Origin of the sequence: Achromobacter pulmonis, from assembly GCF_002885955.2 — a bacterium.
Classification (GTDB): Bacteria; Pseudomonadota; Gammaproteobacteria; order Burkholderiales; family Burkholderiaceae_B; genus Achromobacter; species Achromobacter pulmonis_A.
On sequence record NZ_POQS01000002.1, the window covers coordinates 172,240 to 193,655 of the forward strand.

At 69.3% G+C, this 21,416-nt stretch carries 18 protein-coding genes; 13 read left to right on the plus strand and 5 right to left on the minus strand.

Annotated elements, in window-relative coordinates; translation table 11 throughout:
* The first annotated feature begins 352 nt into the window (after positions 1-352).
* The 3 genes from C1I89_RS06795 to C1I89_RS06805 are packed head-to-tail and all read left to right on the plus strand — an operon-like array spanning position 353 to position 3,291.
* Positions 353-910 carry a TRAP transporter small permease gene (locus C1I89_RS06795; RefSeq protein WP_102772037.1) on the plus strand — a complete coding sequence of 186 codons (558 nt, stop codon included), beginning with the start codon at positions 353-355 and terminating at the stop codon, positions 908-910.
* The gene (locus C1I89_RS06800; protein WP_102772038.1) at positions 907-2,205 is read left to right on the plus strand and encodes a TRAP transporter large permease; all 1,299 of its coding nucleotides are present in this window, start codon (positions 907-909) and stop codon (positions 2,203-2,205) included. The genes C1I89_RS06795 and C1I89_RS06800 overlap by 4 nt, the downstream gene beginning before the upstream one ends.
* Positions 2,206-2,262: 57 nt before the next feature.
* The gene (locus tag C1I89_RS06805; RefSeq protein WP_102772039.1) at positions 2,263-3,291 is read left to right on the plus strand and encodes a DctP family TRAP transporter solute-binding subunit; all 1,029 of its coding nucleotides are present in this window, start codon (positions 2,263-2,265) and stop codon (positions 3,289-3,291) included.
* 132 nt (positions 3,292-3,423) lie between these two features.
* On the opposite strand, the gene greB is transcribed toward C1I89_RS06805, so the two are convergent.
* The 3 genes from greB to C1I89_RS06820 all read right to left on the minus strand — a co-directional run bounded on the left by greB (position 3,424) and on the right by C1I89_RS06820 (position 5,893).
* On the minus strand, positions 3,424-3,975 hold the full coding sequence (greB, locus tag C1I89_RS06810) for a transcription elongation factor GreB (protein WP_102772818.1): 552 nt from the start codon (positions 3,973-3,975) through the stop codon (positions 3,424-3,426).
* A gap of 70 nt (positions 3,976-4,045) precedes the next feature.
* Complete coding sequence (locus C1I89_RS06815; protein ID WP_102772040.1) at positions 4,046-4,891, minus strand: 3',5'-nucleoside bisphosphate phosphatase; 846 nt, start codon at positions 4,889-4,891, stop codon at positions 4,046-4,048.
* 66 nt (positions 4,892-4,957) lie between these two features.
* Complete coding sequence (locus C1I89_RS06820; RefSeq protein ID WP_102772041.1) at positions 4,958-5,893, minus strand: alpha/beta fold hydrolase; 936 nt, start codon at positions 5,891-5,893, stop codon at positions 4,958-4,960.
* Positions 5,894-6,167: 274 nt separating this feature from the next.
* On the opposite strand from C1I89_RS06820, the gene cfa reads away from it, so the two are divergent.
* Positions 6,168-7,349 carry a cyclopropane fatty acyl phospholipid synthase gene (gene cfa / locus C1I89_RS06825; RefSeq protein WP_102772042.1) on the plus strand — a complete coding sequence of 394 codons (1,182 nt, stop codon included), beginning with the start codon at positions 6,168-6,170 and terminating at the stop codon, positions 7,347-7,349.
* 6 nt (positions 7,350-7,355) lie between these two features.
* Here the strand turns inward: cfa and C1I89_RS06830 are convergent, their stop codons facing one another.
* Positions 7,356-8,972, minus strand: coding sequence for a GMC family oxidoreductase (locus C1I89_RS06830; RefSeq protein ID WP_102772043.1), 1,617 nt, complete (start codon positions 8,970-8,972; stop codon positions 7,356-7,358).
* A gap of 143 nt (positions 8,973-9,115) precedes the next feature.
* Between C1I89_RS06830 and C1I89_RS06835 the strand changes: the two genes are divergently transcribed.
* The 3 genes from C1I89_RS06835 (at position 9,116) to nirD (ending at position 13,145) form a co-directional block, all read left to right on the plus strand.
* Positions 9,116-9,997, plus strand: a complete 882-nt coding sequence (locus C1I89_RS06835; protein ID WP_102772044.1) for a LysR family transcriptional regulator — start codon at positions 9,116-9,118, stop codon at positions 9,995-9,997.
* A gap of 248 nt (positions 9,998-10,245) precedes the next feature.
* Entirely contained in the window at positions 10,246-12,795 is a 2,550-nt protein-coding gene (gene nirB, locus C1I89_RS06840) for a nitrite reductase large subunit NirB (RefSeq protein WP_102772045.1), read from the plus strand.
* Positions 12,795-13,145 carry a nitrite reductase small subunit NirD gene (gene nirD, locus C1I89_RS06845; protein ID WP_102772046.1) on the plus strand — a complete coding sequence of 117 codons (351 nt, stop codon included), beginning with the start codon at positions 12,795-12,797 and terminating at the stop codon, positions 13,143-13,145. The genes nirB and nirD overlap by 1 nt, the downstream gene beginning before the upstream one ends.
* Before the next feature lie 2 nt (positions 13,146-13,147).
* Here the strand turns inward: nirD and C1I89_RS06850 are convergent, their stop codons facing one another.
* The gene (locus C1I89_RS06850) at positions 13,148-14,209 is read right to left on the minus strand and encodes a LacI family DNA-binding transcriptional regulator (RefSeq protein ID WP_102772047.1); all 1,062 of its coding nucleotides are present in this window, start codon (positions 14,207-14,209) and stop codon (positions 13,148-13,150) included.
* A 112-nt stretch (positions 14,210-14,321) separates the two neighbouring features.
* Between C1I89_RS06850 and C1I89_RS06855 the strand changes: the two genes are divergently transcribed.
* The 6 genes from C1I89_RS06855 to C1I89_RS06880 all read left to right on the plus strand — a co-directional run bounded on the left by C1I89_RS06855 (position 14,322) and on the right by C1I89_RS06880 (position 21,416).
* A complete protein-coding gene (locus C1I89_RS06855; protein ID WP_102772048.1) occupies positions 14,322-15,341 on the plus strand; it encodes a TRAP transporter substrate-binding protein in 1,020 nt (339 codons plus the stop codon).
* 9 nt (positions 15,342-15,350) lie between these two features.
* Complete coding sequence (locus tag C1I89_RS06860; protein WP_102772049.1) at positions 15,351-17,231, plus strand: TRAP transporter large permease; 1,881 nt, start codon at positions 15,351-15,353, stop codon at positions 17,229-17,231.
* A 58-nt stretch (positions 17,232-17,289) separates the two neighbouring features.
* Positions 17,290-17,829, plus strand: coding sequence for a VOC family protein (locus tag C1I89_RS06865; RefSeq protein ID WP_102772050.1), 540 nt, complete (start codon positions 17,290-17,292; stop codon positions 17,827-17,829).
* A gap of 19 nt (positions 17,830-17,848) precedes the next feature.
* Entirely contained in the window at positions 17,849-19,126 is a 1,278-nt protein-coding gene (locus C1I89_RS06870) for a ribulose-bisphosphate carboxylase large subunit family protein (protein WP_102772051.1), read from the plus strand.
* Positions 19,123-20,472, plus strand: a complete 1,350-nt coding sequence (locus C1I89_RS06875) for a four-carbon acid sugar kinase family protein (protein WP_102772052.1) — start codon at positions 19,123-19,125, stop codon at positions 20,470-20,472. The genes C1I89_RS06870 and C1I89_RS06875 overlap by 4 nt, the downstream gene beginning before the upstream one ends.
* 77 nt (positions 20,473-20,549) lie before the next feature.
* Positions 20,550-21,416, plus strand: a complete 867-nt coding sequence (locus C1I89_RS06880; RefSeq protein WP_102772053.1) for a TonB family protein — start codon at positions 20,550-20,552, stop codon at positions 21,414-21,416.

Here is a 21,416-nt window from a genome sequence, read left to right on the forward strand (position 1 = left end):
CGCCGTATAAGGTAGAAGGAGCAAAAAGCGATTTTACCCGTTTAGGGGGTTTTCCCGGAGCCGCGCTGCAACCGGTCCGTTCAGGCGCCGCCGGCGGCCGAGGTTACAAAAGAATTCCGCCGCCCATGCACGAAGATGGTGCATGGCAATATCTACGCGCATTTCCTTATGCAGTCCCCGTTTACCTGCCATCCTGGAGGCCTGGTCCGGAAATTTATGCTGCGACGCACCATGTTGCGTCCATCCCGCACCGCGGGAAAACACGAACTATCGCGCCCACGGCGCAACGGTAGGATGCAGCGACCCCACAAATAAAAAGCAAAGCGCCTACCCGCGCGCTGGCCGTTGCCTCATGTCCCGCCCCGAAGCCCCCGCCGAGCCCGTAGAACCGATCATCCCCGCAGAACCCGATCCCGCCGTAAAAGTGCCGCTGGCCATCGAGGACTGGCTGGCCGTGATCCTGCTGGCGGCGCTGGCCATCATCACCTTCCTGAACGTGCTGGTGCGCTATTTCACCGACCAGTCCTTCGCCTGGACCGAAGAAATCTCGGTGTTCCTGCTGATCGTGCTGACCATGGCCGGCGGCAGCATGGCCTTCGTGCGCAACCACCACATCCGCATCGAGATCCTGGCCGACTCGGGTTCGCCGCGCCGCCAGCGCATCATGGCGCTGATCTCCAACGGCTGCGTGCTGGCGTTCTTCCTGCTGCTGACCGTGCTGTCGGTCAAGCTGGTGGCCGACGAATACATCTACGAAGAGACCTCGCCGGCCATCGGCGTGCCGACCTGGTGGTATTCGATCTGGCTGCCCGTCATGGCCGCGGCGATCTCGCTGCGCACCATCGGCATATTGCGCCGCATCGCGCGCGCCCCCGTGGCGGCCGATTCCGCCAGCCGGGGCCAGCCATGATCGCGGGCGTCCTCTTCACCGTCTTCATCGTGCTCATGCTGATCGGCGTGCCGGTCGGCGTGGCGCTGGGCATCGGCGGCACCGTGGCCATCGTGCTGTCCAACCTGGACACGCCCTGGTATGGGCTGTTGACGGTGCCGCAGAACTTCTACGCCGGACTGGCCAAGTATCCGCTGCTGGCCATTCCCATGTTCGTGCTGGTGGGGTCGATCTTCGACCGCTCCGGCGTGGCCAAGCGGCTGGTGGATTTCGCCATCGCCATCGTCGGGCGCGGCCCGGGCATGCTGCCGCTGGTGTCGATCGCGGTGGCCATGTTCCTGGGCGGGATTTCCGGCTCCGGCCCGGCCTGCGCGGCCGCCGTGGGCGCGGTGATGATCACCGCCATGTCGCGCGCCGGCTATCCGGGTTCGTTCTCGGCCTCGGTGGTGGCCGCCGGCGCCGCCACCGACATCCTGATCCCGCCCTCGGTGGCCTTCATCATCTATTCGGTGCTGGTGCCCGGCGCCTCGGTGCCGGCGCTGTTCGCCGCCGGCATGGTGCCCGGCGTCCTGGCCGGCCTGGCGCTGATCATTCCGGCGGTGTGGCTGGCGCGCAAGCACAAGATGGGCGCGCTCGAGGCGCATCTGCCACGCCCGCCGTTCTGGGCCAGCCTGCGCGAGGCCTCGTGGGGCCTGGCCGCGCCGGTGCTGATCCTGGGCGGGATGCGCATGGGCTGGTTCACGCCCACCGAGGCCGCCGTGGTGGCGGTGTTCTACGGGCTGTTCGTGGGCATGTGCATCCACCGCAGCATCAAGCTGCGCGACCTCTTCACCATTTTGCGCGAAGCCGCCGAACTGTCCGCCGTCATCATGCTGGTGGTGACGCTGGCCGGCATCTTCGCGTGGGCCCTGTCCACGCTCAGCATCATCGATCCCGTCACGCACGCCATCGTCAATTCCGGCCTCGGCGAATGGGGCGTGCTGGCGCTGCTGATCCTGCTGCTCATGACCGTGGGCATGTTCCTGGACGGCATCTCCATCTTCCTGATCTTCGTGCCGCTGCTCATGCCGATCGCCAACGCCTACGGCTGGGACCCGGTGTGGTTCGGCGTGATCCTGACGCTGAAGGTGGCGCTGGGCCAGTTCACCCCGCCGCTGGCGGTGAACCTGATGGTTTCCTGCCGCATCGCGCGCGTGCCGATGGAGTCCACGGTGCGCTGGGTGGTGTGGCTGCTGGGCGCGATGTTCCTGGTGCTGGTGGCGGTGCTTGCCTTCCCGCAGCTGGCGCTGTGGCTGCCCCACAAGCTCGGTTATTGAAGCGGCTGACCTGCATTACACAACAACAGACAGACTAGCAAAGAGAGGAGACGCAACATGAAGTTCCGCAACCTGATCGGCGCCGCCCTGTGCGCGGCGGCAGTGGCGGGCATGGCGCCCGCGCATGCCCAGAACTACAAGTCCGAATACAAGCTCTCGATCGTCGTGGGCACCACCTTCCCGTGGGGCCAGGGCGCCGAAATCTGGTCCAACCTGGTGCGCGAGCGCACCGAGGGCCGCATCAACATCAAGGTCTACCCGGGCACCTCGCTGGTCCAGGGCGACCAGACCCGCGAATTCACCGCCATCCGCCAGGGCGTGATCGACATGGCGGTGGGCTCCACCATCAACTGGTCGCCGCAGGTCAAGCAGCTCAACCTGTTCTCCCTGCCCTTCCTGATGCCCGACTACGCCGCCATCGACTCGCTGGTGCAGGGCGAGGTCGGCAAGCAGATGTTCAAGCTGATCGAAAAGGCCGGCGTGGTGCCGCTGGCCTGGGGCGAGAACGGCTACCGCCAGCTCAGCAACTCCAAGCACGAGATCAAGAAGCCCGAGGACATGAAGGGCATGAAGCTGCGCGTGGTGGGCTCGCCGCTGTATATCGACACCTTCACCGCGCTGGGCGCCAACCCCACCCAGATGAGCTGGGCCGACGCCCAGCCCGCGCTGGCCAGCGGCGCCGTGGACGGCCAGGAAAACCCCCTGTCCATCTACACCGGCTCCAAGCTCTACACCGTGGGCCAGAAGTACCTGACCCTGTGGAACTACGTGGCCGACCCGCTGATCTTCGTGGTCAACCGCGAGGTGTGGAATTCCTGGTCCGAGAAAGACCGCGACATCGTGCGCCAGGCCGCGCTGGACGCCGGCAAGCAGCAGATCGTGATCGCGCGCAAGGGCGTGACGCCCGAGGACCCGTCGCTGCTCAAGGAGATCGAGGGCCACGGCGTCAAGGTCACCTCGCTGTCGCAGGCCGACCATGAAGCCTTCGTCAAGGCCACCAAGCCCGTCTACGACAAGTGGAAAAAGCAGATCGGCGAAGACCTGGTGAACCTGGCCGAAAAGTCCATCGCCAGCCGCAAGAAGTAAGCCCGCAAGAACACAGCAAGCCCCAGGGGAACCGGCGGCGCAAGCCGCCAACCGAGGCAGGGACGCCAGATCCCGCCCGCCAACGGGCGCCGGCCACGAGCCGGCGCCCGTATTTTTTTTGAGGCGGCCCCGTTACGCCGGGTAAGAAACTTCCAGGATATCCAGCTCTTCGATGCCGCCGGGCGTGCGCAAGACCACCGTATCGCCTTCCCTGGCCTTGATCAGGGCGCGCGCCACCGGCGAGATCCAGCTGATCTTGCCGGCCAGCGGCTCGGCCTCGTCCACGCCCACGATGGTCACGCGGTGCTCTTCGCCGGCCTTGTCGGAATACAGCACCGTGGCGCCGAAGAAAACCTGGTCGCGGTTGGGCTGGGCGGCCGGGTCGACCACCTCGGCGAAGTCCAGCCGCTTGGTCAGAAAGCGCATGCGGCGGTCGATCTCGCGCAGCCGCTTCTTGCCGTAGAGGTAATCGCCGTTCTCCGAGCGGTCGCCGTTGGACGCGGCCCAGGACACCACCTGCACCACGGCCGGACGCTCCACGTTCATCAGGTGCGCCAGCTCGCCGCGCAGGCGTTCGTAGCCGCCGGGCGTCATGTAGTTCTTGGTGCCGGCCGGCAGCGCCTGGGCCTGCGGCAGATCGTCGTCGTCCTCTTGATCGGATTCTTTAACAAATGCTTTGTTCATGGCGGTTGCGCCGTTGGGCGCGGTCACAGTCGATAGCATGGCGGGCGTGGCGGACGGGCCGCCGCCCGGGTCAGAACCAGTCGTGCCAGACCGGCTTGAGGTCCGGCGGCAGCGCCGGCAGGCGGCCCAGGTCCATCCGGCTTTCCTTGGGGCTGTGGAAGTCCGAGCCGCGCGAGGCGAGAAAGCCGTAGCGGCGCGCCACGTCCGCGTAGTGGCGGGCCTCTTCGACCGTATGGCTGCCGGTGTTGACCTCGATGCCGACGCCGCCCAGTTGCAGGAACTCGTCGAACAGCGCGGCGAACTGCAGCGGCGTGTACTTGTAGCGGCCGGGATGCGCGATCACGGCGCGGCCGCCGGCCCCGCGTATCCAGCCCACGGCTTCGGCCAGCGTGGCCCATTGCATGGGCACGTGGCCGGGACGGTCGTCGCCCAGGTGTTTGTTGAATACGGTCTGCACGTCGGGGCAATAGCCGGCCTCGACCAGGTAGCGCGCGAAGTGCGTGCGGCTGATGAGTTCGGGATTGCCGGCAAACGGCAGCGCGCCTTCGTAGGCGCCCGGCATGCCCATCTCGGCCAGGCGTTCGCCGATGCGCTTGGCGCGTTCGGCGCGGCCGGCGCGGGTCTTGCGCAGGCCTTCGATCAGCGTCTGGTCGGCCGGATCGAAGCGCAGCCCGACGATGTGCACCGTCAGGCCGGCCCAGGTGACCGAGATCTCGACGCCGGTGGCGAACTCCATGTCCAGTTCGCGCGCCGCGGCGGCGGCTTCGGCCAGGCCGCCGACCTCGTCGTGGTCGGTCAGGGCCCAGACGTCCACGCCATTGGCATGCGCGCGCTGCGCCACGTCGCGCGGCGCGAGCGCGCCGTCCGAGACGGTGGAATGGCAATGCAGGTCGATATTCAGGGTGCGCGCGTTCATGGGGCTATTGTAGAGAAGCCCCGCCAGCGTGGATAGCGCCGTGTCCGTCCCTGGTTTGGCAGGGCGCTAACCCAGCAGGAACGCGGCCACCGGCTCGACCTGCTCGTCGGCCATCAGCGTGGGCGCGTGGCCCACGCCGGCCACTTCGTGCGCCCGCGCGCGCGGATTGCGCGCCAGCATTTCTTCGACCGTGGCGCGGGTCAGCAGATCCGATTGCTCGCCGCGCACGATGAGGATGGGGCAGGCCACGGTGTCATAGGCGCGCCACAGGATCTGCTCGCCGGCGGCCAGTTCCTGCGGCGTCTGCGCGGCCAGGGCCTGGGCCAGCGCCAGGTCGTAGTGCTTGACCCATTTGCCGCCCTGTTCGGGGTACAGATAGCGTCCCAGCTCGGCCCATTGCGCGTCGGTATGCGGGCCGAACGTCGTGGAGTTGGCGCGCATGGCGGCCACGGCCGCGTCGAACGACTCGAATTCGGCCGGCTCGCCCACATACTGGCCGATACGCGCCAGCGCGCCGGTCTCCAGCCGCGGGCCGACGTCGTTGAGCACCAGCTTGTCCAGCCGCAGGCCTTCGGACGGCGGCAGCATGCCCGCATGCGGGCGCATCGCCAGCATGGCCTGCGCGTATACCGCGGCGCCCGACAGCGCCAGGCCGATCAGCCCGCCCATGGAGGTGCCCAGCCAGGCCAGGCGCGCCGGGCGCAGGCGAGCCAGCAGGGTCACCATGTCGGAGACGTACTGCGGCACGGTGTAGAAAGCGGGGTTGCTCAGCCAGTCCGAACGCCCCCGGCCCACCACGTCCGGGCAGACCACCCGGTAACGGTCGGCCAGGCGGCGGGCCAGCGTGTCGAAATCCCGGCCGCTGCGGGTCAGGCCGTGCACGCAGACCAGCACCTCGTCGTTGGCCGGATCGCCCCATTCCCAATAGGCCATGCGATGCAGCCCGGCCGGGCTGGCGCAGGTGACGAATTCCAAACGGGGTTCCAGGCGGGCGTCCTGCATCGATGCACTCCACAAGTCCGCGCGCCGACACGGCGCGTCAGGCGGGTATCTTATAGGATGGCGCCGAACTCGGACCGCGGCCCTGGACTATCGGAGCGCGCGTCGCTACGATCACGCCATCCGGATCGACGCCCCACCCGCCGGGCGGAAGGTGAATTACGCTAGCCTATCGGCGCGATCCAACATTTAAATTGGAGTTGCCCGCCGTTTCGCGCCAAAGTACGCAGCCTCGAGCATTGCCAGATCAGTCTTCCCAAATTGATATGGAGTCCGTATGCAGCAAAGCAGTCCCGCCTCCCCGCTGACCACCGATGAGCAGGCCGTCAGCCTCCCCCCTCCCCAAGCCCCCAAAGTGTTGCAGGACGTCCTGGCCCGCGCCGACGTCCAGATCAACGGTACGCGCCCCTGGGACATCCGCGTCCACGACAAGCACATGTACGACCGCGTGTTCGCAAGCTGGTCGCTGGGCCTGGGCGAGTCCTACATGGACGGCGAATGGGACTGCGACCAGCTCGACGAGCTCTTCACCCGCCTGCTGCGCGCCGACGTGGGATCGGCGGCGCTGGGCCTGGCGCGCCTCAAGCTGATCGCCGAACACCTGCGCCACAAGCTCTTCAACCTGCAGTCCAAGAGCCGCGCGTTCGAGGTCGGCAAACAGCACTATGACGCCGGCAACGACGTGTTCGAAGCCATGCTGGACAGCCGCATGATCTATTCCTGCGCCTACTGGGAACATGCCGAGACCCTGGAACAGGCCCAGGAAGCCAAGCTGGACATGATCTGCCGCAAGCTGCAGCTCAAGCCGGGCGAAACCCTGCTCGACATCGGCTGCGGCTGGGGCGGGCTGGCCAAGTTCGCGGCCGAGCGCTACGGCGTCAAGGTCACCGGCGTGACCGTCTCCAAGGAACAGCTGGCGCTGGCGCAGCAGCGCGTGCAGGGCCTGCCGGTGCAACTGCTGCTGCAGGACTACCGCGACCTGCAAGGCAGCTTCGACAAGGTCGTGTCGGTCGGCATGTTCGAGCACGTCGGCCCCAAGAACTACGACACCTACTTCACCCACGTGCAGCGCCTGATGGCGCCCGGCGGCGCCTTCCTGCTGCACACCATCGGCATCGCCGCCACCAGCCAGAGCACCGATCCCTGGATCGACCGCTACGTCTTCCCCAACGGCAAGCTGCCCTCGGCGCGCGAAATCGCCACGGCGGTGGAAGGCCGTTTCATCATCGAGGACTGGCACAACTTCGGCGCCGACTACGACCGCACGCTGATGGCCTGGTGGGAGAACTTCGAGCGCGCCTGGCCCACGCTGGAAGCGCGCTACGGCAAGCGCTTCTACCGCATGTGGAAGTACTACCTGATGTGCTGCGCGGGCTTTTTCCGCTCGCGCGAGGGCCAGCTCTGGCAAGTGATGCTGACCCACCCGCAGCGCCAGGACATGTACCGCTCGCTGCGCTGACCTTCGCTACGCGGCCTGCCCCGCGTCCGCGCGGATCAGGTCGGCCGCGCGTTCGGCGATCATGATGGTCGGCGAATTGGTGTTGCCCGACGTGATCAGCGGCATCACCGACGCGTCCGCAATGCGCAGCCCCTCCAGCCCATGCACGCGCAGCCGCGCGTCGACCACCGCGCCGGCGTCGGCGTCGCGGCCCATGGCGCAGGTGCCCACCGGATGGAAAATCGTGGTGCCGATCTTGCCTGCCGCTTCGCGCAGCTGGGCTTCGTTCTCGTACGCCGGTCCCGGCAGCCATTCCTGCGGTCGGTAGCGCTGCAGCGCCGGCGCCGCGGCGATCCGGCGCACCAGGCGGATGGAATCCGCCGCCACCCGCAGGTCTTCCTCGGTGCTCAGGTAGTTGGGCGCGATCACCGGCGCCAGGCCCGCGCCTTGCGGGCCCTGCGCATGCACGCTGCCGCGCGAGGTGGGCCGCAGGTTGCAGACGCTGGCGGTGAAGGCGTCGAATCCGTGCAGCGGCTCGCCGAAGGCGCCCAAAGACAGGGGCTGCACGTGGAACTCGACGTTGGCGCGGGCCTGGCCCGGGTCCGATTTGGCGAAGGCGCCCAGCTGCGACGGCGCCATGCTCATCGGGCCGCTGCGGTTGACCAGGTATTCCAGGCCGATGCCCGCCCTGCCCCACCAGGTGGAGGCGATGCGGTTCAAGGTCTTGACGCCGTCGACCTTGAGGATGACGCGCAGCTGCAGATGGTCCTGCAGGTTTTCACCCACCCCGGGCAGGGCGTGGCGCAGCGCGATGCCGCTTTCGCGCAGCCGCGCCGGCTCGCCCACGCCCGAGAATTCGAGCAGCTGCGGCGTGTTGATGGCGCCGGCCGCCAGCACCACTTCGCGGCGCGCGCGCACCGTCGCGCCGGTCTCGCCGCGCTTGAGCTGCACGCCCACGCAGCGCTTGCCTTCGAACACCAGCTGCTCGACCAGCGCGCCGGTTTCCACCCGCAGGTTCGGGCGCTGGCGCACCGGCCGCAGAAAGGCCTTGGCCGTGTTCCAGCGCCAGCCGCGGCGCTGGTTCACTTCGAAGTAGCCGCTGCCGAAATTGTCGCCGCGGTTGAAGTCCGCCACGCGTGGGATGCCTTCCTGCTCCGCCGCCTCGGCGAAAGCCTCCAGGATGTCCCAGCGCAGCCGCTGCGGCTCCACCCGCCATTCGCCGCCCGCGCCGTGGAACTCGTCTGCGCCGCGATGGTGGTCTTCGCTGCGCTTGAAGACCGGCAGCACCTGGTCCCAGCTCCAGGCCGGATCGCCCGACAGCGCGGCCCAGTTTTCGTAGTCCTCGCGCTGGCCGCGCATGTAGATCATGCCGTTGATCGACGAGCAGCCGCCCAGCACGCGGCCGCGCGGGTAGATCAGCGCACGGCCGCCCAGGCCGGGCTCGGCCACGGTGCGGTACATCCAGTCGGTGCGCGGATTGCCGATGCAATGCAGATAGCCCACCGGGATGTGAATCCAGTGGTAGTTGTCGCGCCCGCCGGCCTCCAGCAGCAGCACCTGCACGGACGGATCGCGGCTGAGCCGGTTGGCCAGCACGCAGCCGGCCGAACCCGCGCCCACGATGATGTAGTCGTATGTCTCCATAAGCGCTTCTTATTTTCATGCCCGGGCGGATGCCGGACTTTGCCATGACTCTGGCGCAGTGCTGCGCGCCTGTCCAATGAATTGTTGAAAAACGCTTTATAAGCGTCTTTAATAAAGCTCGACTTCCCCGCCCCCATCCAGCCATGGATCTCAAGCATATCCGCAGCTTCGCCGCCGTGGCCCGCGCCGGCAACCTGACGCGCGCGGCCGAGCAGCTGCACCTGACCCAGCCCGCGCTCAGCCTGCAGCTCAAGAATTTCCAGGAATCGCTGGACCTGGCGCTGTTCGCGCGCACCGCCCAGGGGCTGGCGCCGAACGCCGACGGCCGCGCGCTGCTGCCGGCGGCGCAGCGGGTGCTGGACGCGCTGGACGATTTCGAGCGCGCCATCGGCGCGCTGCGCGACACCGTGCAGGGCGAGCTGCGGATCGGCACCATCCTGGACCCGGAATTCCTGCGGCTGGGCGCCACGCTGCAGCACCTGGTCGAGCACTATCCCAAGATCCGTCCCACGCTGCGCCACGGCATGTCCGGCTCGGTGGGCAGGCTGGTGCGCGCGGGCGAGCTGGACGTGGGTTTCTTCCTGGGCGCGCCGGGCGACGCGGCCGCGGGGCTGGAGGCGCTGCCGCTGGCTTCGTTCACGTATAGCGTGGTCGCGCCCAAGGGCTGGGGCGCGCAGGTGGCCGGCCGCGGCTGGGCCGAGATCGCCGCGCTTCCGTGGATCTGGACGCCCCCGGATTCCGTGCACCATCGCCTGCTGGCCGCGCGGTTCGAAGCCCTGGGCATCGCGCCCAACGCGGTGGCCGAGGTCGACCAGGAAGCCTCGATGCTGGACCTGGTGCGTTCGGGCGTCGGCCTGTCGCTGGCCCGCGATTCCATCGCGCTGCGCGAATCCCAGGCCAACGGCGTGCTGCTGATCAAGGGCCTGTCGATCCAGGCGGAACTGTCCTTCATCACCCAGGCCTCGCGGCGCGCCGACCCCTTGGTGGACGCCGCCTTCGCCGCCGTGCGCGCCGCCTTCGGCTGACGGCGCGCCCCGCGCCAAACAGGTGCGGCGCGCACAACACTATGCACCGCAATGAAGCAGCCCGCCGCACGCGCGCACGGGCCGGCCGCGTACTCCCCCGCGCGCGCCAGCTGGCATGGACTTTGCTTTGAATCCTGGCAGGCGGGCCGCAAGTCCGCCGCACACGACAATTCGAGCAACACCGGCAAAGGCGCCCTCGACCGCAAGGTCCAAGGCGCTTTTCGTCTTTTCGGAACCGGGGATTTCCCATGAACGTATCGGCAGCAAGCGATTCCCTGCAAACCCTCGTCATCGTCGGCAACGGCATGGTGGGCCACCACTGCGTCGAACAGCTGATCGCGCTGGGCGCGCTGGAACGCTACCGCATCCACGTCTTCGGCGACGAGCCGCGCCGCGCCTACGACCGCGTGCACCTGTCCGAGTACCTGAACGGGCGCGACGCCGAATCGATGGCGCTGGGCGCGGCCGGGCTTTACGAACACCCGGGCGTCACGCTGCACCTGGGCACGCCGGTGCTGGAGATAGACCGGCGCCAGCGCGAGGTCGTCACCGCCGCGGGCCGCTATGCCTACGACAAGCTGGTGCTGGCCACCGGCTCCCATCCTTTCGTGCCGCCGATAGCCGGCGCCGAGGGCGCTTCGCGCCTGGTCTACCGCACGCTCGACGACCTGGACCAGATCCGCCATGCCGCCGACGGCGCGCGCCGCGGCGTGGTGGTGGGCGGCGGACTGCTGGGCCTGGAGGCGGCCAACGCGCTGAAATCCCTGGGCCTGCAGGCGCACGTGGTCGAATTCGCGCCGCGCCTGATGCCGGTGCAGCTCGACGAGCAAGGCGGCGCGGCGCTGCGCGCCCGCATCGAGGCGCTGGGCGTGGGCGTGCACCTGTCGCGCGCCACGCAGGACATCCGGCCCGGCACGCAGTACCGCTACCGCATGCGCTTCGCCGAAGGCGCGCCGCTGGAGACCGACCTGATCGTGTTCTCCGCCGGCATCCGGCCGCAGGTCACGCTGGCGCGCAAGGCCGGGCTCACGCTGGCCGAGCGCGGCGGGATCGCGATCGACGACTTCTGCCGCAGCAGCGACGAACACATCTACGCCATCGGCGAATGCGCGGCCTGGAACGGCAGCGTGTACGGCCTGGTGGCGCCGGGCTACCAGATGGCGCGCACCGCCGCCGCCGCGCTGTGCGGCGAGGCCGCGCAGCCCTTCGCCGGCGCCGACATGTCGACGCGGCTCAAGCTGCTGGGCGTGGACGTCGGCTCCATCGGCGACGCCCACGGCGCCACGCCGGGCGCGCGCAGCTACCGCTATATCGACGAGGCCGGCGCCGGCTACCGCCGCCTGGTGGTCTCGGGCGACGGCAAGCGCGTGCTGGGCGCGGTGCTGGTGGGCGACAACAGCTATTACGACACCCTGCTGCAATACGTGCAGAACGGCATCGCCCCGCCGGCCGACCCGGCCAGCCTGATCCTGCCGCGCGGCGAGGCGGCGCCGCTGCTGGGCGCGGACGCCCTGCCCGATTCGGCCACGGTCTGTTCCTGCCACAACGTCAGCAAGGGCGCCGTCCGCCAGGCCATCGACGGCGGCTGCGCCGACCTGGGCGCGGTCAAGGCCTGCACCCGGGCGGCCTCGGGCTGCGGCGGCTGCGCCGGCCTGCTCAAGCAGGTGGTGGAACACGAACTGGCCGCGCGCGGCGTGGCGGTGGACAAAAGCCTGTGCGAACACTTCGCCTACACGCGCCAGGAGCTCTACGCCATCGTGCGGGTCGGCGGCATCGAGAGCTTCGAACAACTGCTGGCCAGCCACGGACGCGGCCGGCTGGGCTGCGAAATCTGCAAGCCCGCCGTCGCCTCCATCCTGGCGTCGTGCTGGAACCGGCCCATCCAGGACCCGGCCCTGGTGCCGCTGCAGGACACCAACGACACCTTCATGGCCAATATGCAGAAGAACGGCACCTACTCCATCGTGCCGCGCATCGCCGCCGGCGAGATCACGCCCGACGGCCTGATCGCCATCGGCACCGTCGCCAAGAAATACGGGCTGTACACCAAGATCACCGGCGGACAGCGCATCGACCTGTTCGGCGCGCAGCTGCACGAACTGCCCGCCATCTGGGGCGAACTGATCGCCGCCGGCTTCGAGACCGGCCACGCCTACGGCAAATCGACGCGCACGGTGAAGTCCTGCGTGGGCAGCACCTGGTGCCGCTACGGCGTGCAGGACAGCGTGCGCATGGCGCTGGACATCGAGCACCGCTACAAGGGCCTGCGCGCGCCGCACAAGCTCAAGTTCGCGGTCTCCGGCTGTACCCGCGAATGCGCCGAGGCGCAGAGCAAGGACATCGGCGTCATCGCCACGGAGAAGGGCTGGAACCTCTACGTCTGCGGCAACGGCGGCATGCGCCCGCGCCATGCCGAGCTGTTCGCCACCGACCTGGACGACGCCATGCTGATCCGCGTCATCGACCGGCTGCTGATGTTCTATATCCGCACGGCCGACAAGCTGCAGCGCACCGCCGCCTGGCGCGAGTCGCTGGAGGGCGGGCTGGACTACCTGAAGCAGGTGGTGCTGGAAGACAGCCTGGGCCTGTGCGCCGAGCTGGAAGCGCAGATGCAGCTGGTGGTGGACCGTTATGAATGCGAATGGGCCAACGCGCTGAACGATCCGCAAAAGCTCAAGCGCTTCCGCACCTTCGTCAACGACGACGCCGCCGACCCCGACATCCGCTTCGTGCAGGAGCGCGGCCAACCGCGGCCCGCCCCCGCCCGCGTCATCCCCATCGCCGAGGAGATTGCCTGATGGACGCCCTGGTCAACGAACCCCAAGCCTGGCGTCCGGTGTGCCGCCGCCAGGACCTGGTGCCCCACTCCGGCGTGGTGGCGCTGGTCGACGGCGTGCAGATCGCGCTCTTCTACGTGCCACAGGCCGCCGAGGGCGAGGTCTACGCCATCGAGAACCGCGACCCGCGCTCCGGCGCCAACGTCATCGGCCGCGGCATCGTCGGCCATCTGGACGGCGAGCTGGTGGTCGCCTCGCCGCTCTACAAGCAGCATTTCCGGCTGGCCGACGGCAGCTGCGTGCAATACCCCGAACAGCGGCTGCGCGCCTGGCGCGCGCGCCTGAACGCCGACACGGTCGAGATCGGCTGACCTCACGGCAGATTCTCGCGGAATATCACCTGGCTGCGCGCCATTTCCACGCCGTTCATCGCGCTGCGCCTGTCGCGCAGGTTGGAGAAGATCCGCACGCAGCTCATCAGCGCCTCCATCGGGCTTTGCGTGATGACCGCGTCCATGGTGCCGTCTATCAGCAGCGAGCGGGTGTCGGGCGTGAGGCCGTGGCCGATGAACACCACCCGGTGCTGCAGGCCGGCCTCCTTCAACGCGCGCGCCACGCCGTCCGAGGCGCCGCCGATGTTGTAGATGCCGGCCAGCTGCGGATACTGCTCCAGCAGCTGGCGCGTCTGCTCGTAGTTGCGCTGGGCGTCGTCGTAGCCCTCGCGCAGGTCGACCACCTGCATGGCCTGGAACTGTTCCGCATACAGCTGCAGAAAGCCGCCCTCGCGCTCCTCGTGCGCGCGGTAATGGCGCGAGCCCGCGATCAGCGCCACGTGCGCCGCGCGCGAGCCGATGAAGCGCGCGATCAGGTAGCCCGCGGTGCGCCCTGCCGCGCGGTTGTCCAGCCCCACGTAGGCGGCGCGCGCGCAGTTGGCGATGTCGGAAATCAGCGTCACCGTCGCCACGCCCTGCTGCGCCAGCGCGTCGACCGCCTCGCGCACCACCGGATGCTCCAGCGCCATGAACGCGATGCCGTCGGCGCGCCGGCCGTGCCTGGCCAGCGCCTGGGCCAGCGCGTCGGGGTTGAAGCTCTCGACGTATTCGACCTGGCACTTGGCGTTCAGCGGCGCGAAGTGCTCGTGCGCGTAGTTGACGGTGTCGCCCAGCATGCGCAGATAGCGGTTGCTGCCGCGCGGCAGCAGGAACACCAGGCGCATGGGCTCGGGCGCGGCGGCCGCGAGGATTTCCTGTTCGGGCAGGTAGTCCAGCTCGATGGCGGCGCGAAAGACTTTCTGCGCGGTGCTGGCGCGCACGCCGGGGCGGCGGTTCAGCACCCGGTCGGCCGTGGCGGTGGAGACGCCGGCTCGCGCGGCCACGTCGGCCAGGCGCGCCAGCCTGCGTTCGGAAGGTTTTCTATTCACATCAAAAACCATCATTAAAGAAGTTTGACGATGATAGCGCCTATTCACTATTGTCCAGTCTGCCGCATGGGATTGGCACTTTTGTGGCGCATCAAAAAACATCATAACCACGATTATGGAGACAACCATGAAGCTGATGACCCGCCGCAGTGCCTTGCGCCGCCTGGGCGCCGTTCCCGCCCTGGCCCTGGCCAGCGGTTTCCCGATGATCGCGCGCGCCGCCGACTACACGCTGAAGTACGGCAACAACCTGCCCGTCACCCATCCGCTGAACATCCGCGCCCAGGAAGCGGCCGAACGCATCCTCAAGGAAAGCAATGGCCGGGTGGACATCAAGATCTTCCCCAACAACCAGCTGGGCGGCGACACCGACATGCTGGCGCAGGTGCGCTCGGGCGGCATCGATTTCTTCACGCCGTCGGCGCTGGTCATCGCCACGCAGGTGCCGGTGGCGGCGATCAACGCCGTGGGCTTCGCCTTCAAGGACTACGACCAGGTCTGGAACGCCATGGACGGCGCGCTGGGCGCGCACGTGCGCGCCGCCATCGCGCAGCGCCGCCTCTACGCCTTCGAAAAAATGTGGGACAACGGCTTTCGCCAGACCACCAGCAGCAAGGCGCCGGTGCAGACCGCCGCCGACATGGACGGCCTCAAGATCCGCGTGCCGGTGAGCTCGCTGCCCATCTCCATGTTCAAGGGCCTGGGCGCCGCGCCGGCCAGCCTGCAGTTCAGCGAAGTCTATTCCTCGCTGCAGACCAAGGTGGTCGACGCCCAGGAAAACCCGCTGCCCATCATCCAGGTCGCCAAGCTGTACGAAGTGCAGAAGTACTGCTCGCTCACCAACCACATCTGGGACGGCTACTGGTTCATCGCCAACGGCCGCATGTGGGAAGGCCTGCCGCAGGACCTCAAGACGGTCGTCGCCCGCGGCATCAACGAGGCCGGCCTGGCGCAGCGCGAGGACATCAAGAAGCTCAACGCGTCGGTGCAGTCCGACCTGGAAGCCAAGGGCCTGCTGTTCAACCAGCCCTCGGCAGACAGCTTCCGCCAGCAGCTGCGCAACGCCGGTTTCTACAAGGAATGGCAGGGCCGCTTCGGCAACGAGGCCTGGACCCTGCTGGAGCAGGCCGTCGGCAAACTGGCCTGAGGTCGCGCCATGTCCTCCCTGTCCGCTCCCCACGCCGCGCCGCCCCTGCTGCCGGCCCATCCCCTGCGCCGGGCCGCCGGCGCAATAGACAGCCTGCTGGGCTGCGTGGTCGAACACGCGGCGGCGGCCATCGTGCTGGTCGAGATCGCGGTGCTGTTCGCCGGCGTGGTCGCGCGCTACGCCCTGCACAGCCCGCTGGTCTGGTCCGACGAACTGGCGTCCATCCTGTTCCTGTGGCTGTCCATGCTGGGCGCGGTCGTGGCGCTGCGGCGCGGCGAACACATGCGCATGACGGCCTTCGTCAACAACGTCGGCCCCGCGCGCCGCGCGCAGCTGGAAACGGCGGCGCTGGCGGCCTCGCTGGCCTTCCTGGCGCTGATCCTGGCCCCGGCCATCGAGTATGCGCACGAAGAACACTTCATCGTCACGCCGGCGCTTGAACTGAGCAACGCCTGGCGCGCCGCCGCCATTCCGGTCGGCATGGGGCTGATGGCCATCGTGGCGCTGCTGCGCCTGGCGCGTACCCAGACCCTGCCGCAGATGCTGGCGGCGCTGGCCGGCGCGGCGGCCGTGGTGGGGCTGTTCTGGCTGGCCCAGCCGCTTTTCTCTACGCTGGGCAAGCTGAACCTGGTGATCTTCTTCGTGGGCATCGTCGCAGCCACCGTGTTCGCCGGCGTGCCCATCGCGTTCTCGTTCGCGCTGGCCACCTTCTCCTACTTGGCGCTGACCACCAACACCCCCATGCTGGTGATGGTGGGCCGCCTGGACGAAGGCATGTCGCATCTGATGCTGCTGGCGGTGCCGCTGTTCATCTTCCTGGGCTCGCTGATCGAGATGACCGGCATGGCGCGCGCCATGATCCAGTTCCTGGCCAGCCTGCTTGGCCACGTCCGCGGCGGCCTCTCATACGTGCTGATCGGCGCCATGTACCTGGTGTCGGGCATTTCCGGCTCCAAGATCGCCGACATGGCGGCCATCGCCCCGGTGCTGTTTCCCGAGATGCAGAAGCGCGGCGCCAAGCCGGGCGACCTGGTGGCGCTGCTGTCGGCCACCGGCGCCCAGACCGAGACCATTCCGCCCTCCATCGTGCTCATCACCATCGGTTCGGTCACCGGCGTGTCGATCGCGGCGCTGTTCACCGGCGGCCTGCTGCCGGCGGTGGTGCTGGGCCTGGCGCTGTGCTCGGTGGTCTGGTGGCGCTACCGCAAGGAAGACCTGAGCCTGGCCCAGCGCTTCACCTTGCGCGAAATCGGCCGCTACTTCGTGATCGCCCTGCCCGCCGTGGCCCTGCCCTTCGTGATCCGCGCGGCCGTGGTCGAAGGCGTGGCCACCGCCACCGAAGTCTCCACCATCGGCATCGTCTATTCCGTGGTCATCGGCCTGCTGATCTACCGCCGCTTCGACTGGGCCCGCCTCAAGCCCATGCTGATCGAGACCGCCTCGCTGTCCGGCGCCATCATGCTGATCGTGGGCTGCGCCACCGCCATGGCCTGGGCGCTGACGCAATCGGGATTCTCCGGCGACCTGGCGCGCCTGATGGCCGACATGCCCGGCGGCTCGTACGGCTTCCTGGCCGTGTCCATCGTGGCCTTTATCATCCTGGGCAGCGTGCTCGAAGGCATACCGGCCATCGTGCTGTTCGGCCCGCTGCTGTTCCCGATCGCGCAGCAGGCCGGCGTGCACGAGGTGCACTACGCCATGGTCGTGATCTTCGCGATGGGCATCGGCCTGTTCGCGCCGCCGTTCGGCGTGGGCTACTACGGCGCCTGCGCCATCAGCCGGGTCGATCCCAACGAAGGCATCGGGCCGATCTGGGGCTACGTCGCCGCGCTGCTCATCGGCCTGGTGATCGTGGCGGCCTTCCCCTGGTTCTCCATCGGTTTCCTGTAAGTCTCCCGCGGGGCCGCGGCCCCGCGCTTTCCAACCCTCAAAGCTGCAAAGTCCGATCATGAGTCGATTCCTGGGCGAAATCCGCCAACTCGGTTACGTGGTGCACGATATCGAAGCCGCCATGGACTACTGGAGCGCCACGCTGGGCGTGGGCCCCTGGTACTACAACCCGCGCGTGCCCATCGTGAACTACCGCTACGACGGCGCCAGCCATGAGCCGCACAACTCGGTGGCGCTGGCCAACTCCGGCTACGTGCAGGTCGAGCTGATCCAGACCCGCAACGACGTGCCCTCCATGTACCGCGACTTCCTGCAGGCCGGCCGCACCGGCCTGCAGCACGTGGCCTACTGGACCGAGGACTACGACGCCGATCTCGAACGCCTGCTGGCGCAGGGCTTCAAGCCCAAGATGAGCGGCGAAGTCGGCGAAAAAGGACGCTTCATCTATTTCGATACCGAGTACCACCCCGGCACCGTGATCGAGCTGTCCGAAGTGGCCGGCCCCAAGGGCCGCCTGTTCGACCTGATCCGCGACAGCGCGCGCGACTGGGACGGCAAGGACCCCGTGCGCCCCTTCCCCGACCTGAGCCGACTCTGAAGCGCCCGCCCATCGCCCTATGAACTCCCAATCGTTTACCGCCACCTACCTGATCGAAACCCCGCTGGACCCCGCCCGGGTGGCCGAGGTCATGGCCGGCGAGCAGTCCTGCGGCACCTTCACGCGGGTGCAGGGCGAAACCGACGAGCTGCGCGCGCGCGCCCGCGCGCGCATCGAATCCCTGGAGGAACTGGAGACCGTCAGCGCCCCCAGCCTGCCCAACGCCTGGCTGGCGCGCCAGCCGGGCGGCATGCCGGCGCGCTACCGGCGCGCGCGGGTGCGCATCGCCTTTCCGGTCGCCAACGTCGGCGCCAACCTGCCCACGCTGGCAGCCACCGTCGGCGGCAACCTGTACGACCTGGGCGAAGCCACCGGCCTGCGCCTGGAAAGCCTCGAACTGCCCGCCAACTACCGCGCCCAGTTCGACATGCCCCGGGCCGGCATCGCCGGCACGCGCGCCCTGACCGGCGTGGCCAGCGGGCCGCTGGTGGGCACCATCATCAAGCCCAACGTCGGCCTCTCGCCCGAGCAGACCGCGCACCTGGTGGCGCAGCTGTGCGCCGCCGGCGTGGACTTCATCAAGGACGACGAGGTCTGCGCCAACCCGGCCCATGCCCCGCTGGCGCAGCGCGTGGCCGCCGTGATGGCCGTGGTGCGCGCGCACCGCGAACGCACCGGCCGCCAGGTCATGGTGGCGTTCAACATCAGCGACGAAACCGACGCCATGCGCCGCCACGCCGAGCTGATCGAACGCGAGCAAGGCAGCTGCGCCATGGTCAGCCTGAACCACTGCGGCTACTCCGCCGTCCAGACCCTGCGCCGCAGCACGCCGCTGGCGCTGCACGGCCACCGCAACGGCTACGGCGCGCTGTCGCGCCACCCCATGCTGGGCGTGGGATTCCAGGCCTACCAGACGCTGTGGCGGCTGGCGGGCGTGGACCACATGCACGTGCACGGCCTGCAGGGCAAGTTCTCGCAGGACGACCAGGAAGTAGTGGACGCCGCGCGCGACTGCCTGGCTGCGCTGACCTTCGGCATCGACGACGCGGTGATGCCGGCGTTCTCGTCCGGCCAGTGGGCCGGCACCGTGCCCGCCACCTGGTCGGCGGTGCGCAGCGACGACCTGCTGTTCATGTCGGGCGGCGGCATCCTGGCCCACCCGGACGGCCCCGCCGCCGGCGTGCAGAGCATCCGCCAGGCCTGGCAGGCCGCGCGCGAAGGACAGGCCCTGCAGGACTACGCGCGCCAGGCGCCCGAACTGCAACGGGCGCTGGACTTCTTCGGAAACCGCGCATGACCCGCGACCAGCGCGGCCCCGCGCCGCCGCGTGTGGGCTGGTACGGAGACGACTTCACCGGCGCCACCGACACGCTGGCCGAAGTCTCGCGCGCCGGCCTGCGCAGCCTGCTGTTCCTGGGCGTGCCGACGCCGCAGCAACTGAGCCGCGCCGGCGCGCTGGACGCCATCGGCATCGCGGGCGCGGCCCGCGCCATGCCGCCAGCCGAAATGCAGGACGAGCTCGACGCCGTGGGCCGCTTCATGGCCGGGCGCGGCGTGCGCGTGCTGCACTACAAGTGTTGCTCCACGTTCGACAGCGCGCCGCACGTCGGCAATATCGCCGCCGCCATCCAGGCGCTGCGCCGCCACATGCCCAACCCGCTGGTGCCCATCGTGGGCGGGCAGCCCAGCATCGGGCGCTATTGCAGCTTCGCGCAGCTCTTCGCCCGCGCCGGCGGCGCCCCCGCGATCCACCGCATCGACCGCCACCCGGTCATGCGCGCGCACCCGGTCACACCCATGCACGAAGCCGACCTGCGGCTGCACCTCGCGGCGCAAGGCCTGCGCGAGATCCGGTCGGTGCCGCACACCGACTACCCGCGCCTGCGCCGGCCGGCCGACGCGCCCGTGCTGGAAGACTGGATCGACGGCGTCGTCGAATCCGCCGACGGCCCCCTGCTGCTGGACCTGATCGACGACGAGCAGCTCCCGGTGATCGGCCGCCTCATCTGGCGCGCGGCCGCCTGCCTGCCGCTGCTGGCGGTCGGCCCCAGCAGCGTGCAGCAGGCGCTGGCCCGCGCCATGCCGGGCGGCCGCGCCGCCGCCGTCGACGCACCGCTGGCGCCGGCCTCGGGGCCGGTGCTGGTGGTGGCGGGCAGCCTGTCGCCGGTCACCGCGCAGCAGATCGCCGCGTGCCGGCGCTATGCGCGCCAGCCGCTCTCCGTGCAACGGCTGCTCTCGGACCCCGGCTACGCCGCCGCGCAGTCGCGCGAGGCCGTCGCCGCGCTGGTTCAGGGCCGCAACGTGCTGGTCCATACCGACCGGCCCGAGCAGGCCCCCAGCGCCGCGCACACCGCCGCCACCGCCCGCGCCACCGCGCAGCTTGCCGCCGCCATCGTGCGGGGCTGCGCGCAGGCGGGCCGACGGCTGGGCCGCGTCGGCATCGCCGGCGGCGACACCTCCAGCCAGGCCACCCTCGCCCTCGGCCTGTGGGGCCTGGCGTTTCGCTGCGTGCTGGCGCCCGGCGTCACGGTCAGCGTCGCGCGCAGCGACGACCCGCGCATCGACGGCATGGAGCTGATGCTCAAGGGCGGCCAGATGGGCGGCGACCTGCTGTTCGACGAACTGGCGCAGGGGCAGGCCTGACGCCGTACGCCGCGCTTGCGGGTTATGCTGCGCCGTTGCGCCCGCCCGTCGGCGCCCCGACCCAGGAGACTCCCCGCATGAACCGGCTGCTGCGCGCCTCGGCCATGGCCGCATTCACGCTGTGCGTATCCGCCGCGGCCGCCGCCGCGCCGGCCACCCGCGCCGAATGGAGCGGCGCCGCGGCGCGCCAGCTGCAACGCCACCTGACCATGCCCAAGGAAGCCGACGGCCTGCCCGGCCCGCTCAGCCTGAAACTGCGCCTCACCATCCTGCCCGACGGCGGGATAGACAAGATCGAAGTGGCCGCCAGCTCCGGCCATGCGGCAGTGGACCGCGCCGCAGCCGCCATGGTCCGGCGCGCCGGGCCGCTGCCCGCCTTCGCCGCCGACATGACCGGCGACAGGGAAATCCTGATGCTGCCGCTGCGCTTCGAACTGGAAGCGCCGCAAGAGAATCCGCCGGCCGCCGCCGCGCACCGCTACGCCGACCCGGCGCGTGGCTACGGCGTGACCGTGCCCGCCCCCTACCGCATCCTGCCCAGCGGCAGGACGGCGGAATTCGACCTGCTGGTCAGGGTGGGCGATGCCAGCGGAGAGCGGTGCACCATCGGCTTTAACACCGCGCGCAAGGCGCTGACGGCCCATCCCGGCCGCGAGGCGCCGCTGTCGGCAGCCGCCCGGCTGGCCGCGGACGAAACCCTCGAAGCCGCGCAGGGCCGCGAACTGCAGGAACGCCGCACATTCGAATCGGCCGGCGCGCACGGCGTCGAATACGTGGCGCCGGCCGCGGACGCGGCGCTGCTGCGCTACACCGCCCTGCTCGACACGCCGGCCCTGCGCGTGGCGCTGGCCTGCACCGCCACGCGCGCGGCCATGCCGGCCGCCCTGGCCGACTTCCGCCGCATCCGGGACGGGATCAGCCTGGGATCGCCGGACGCGCCTTGA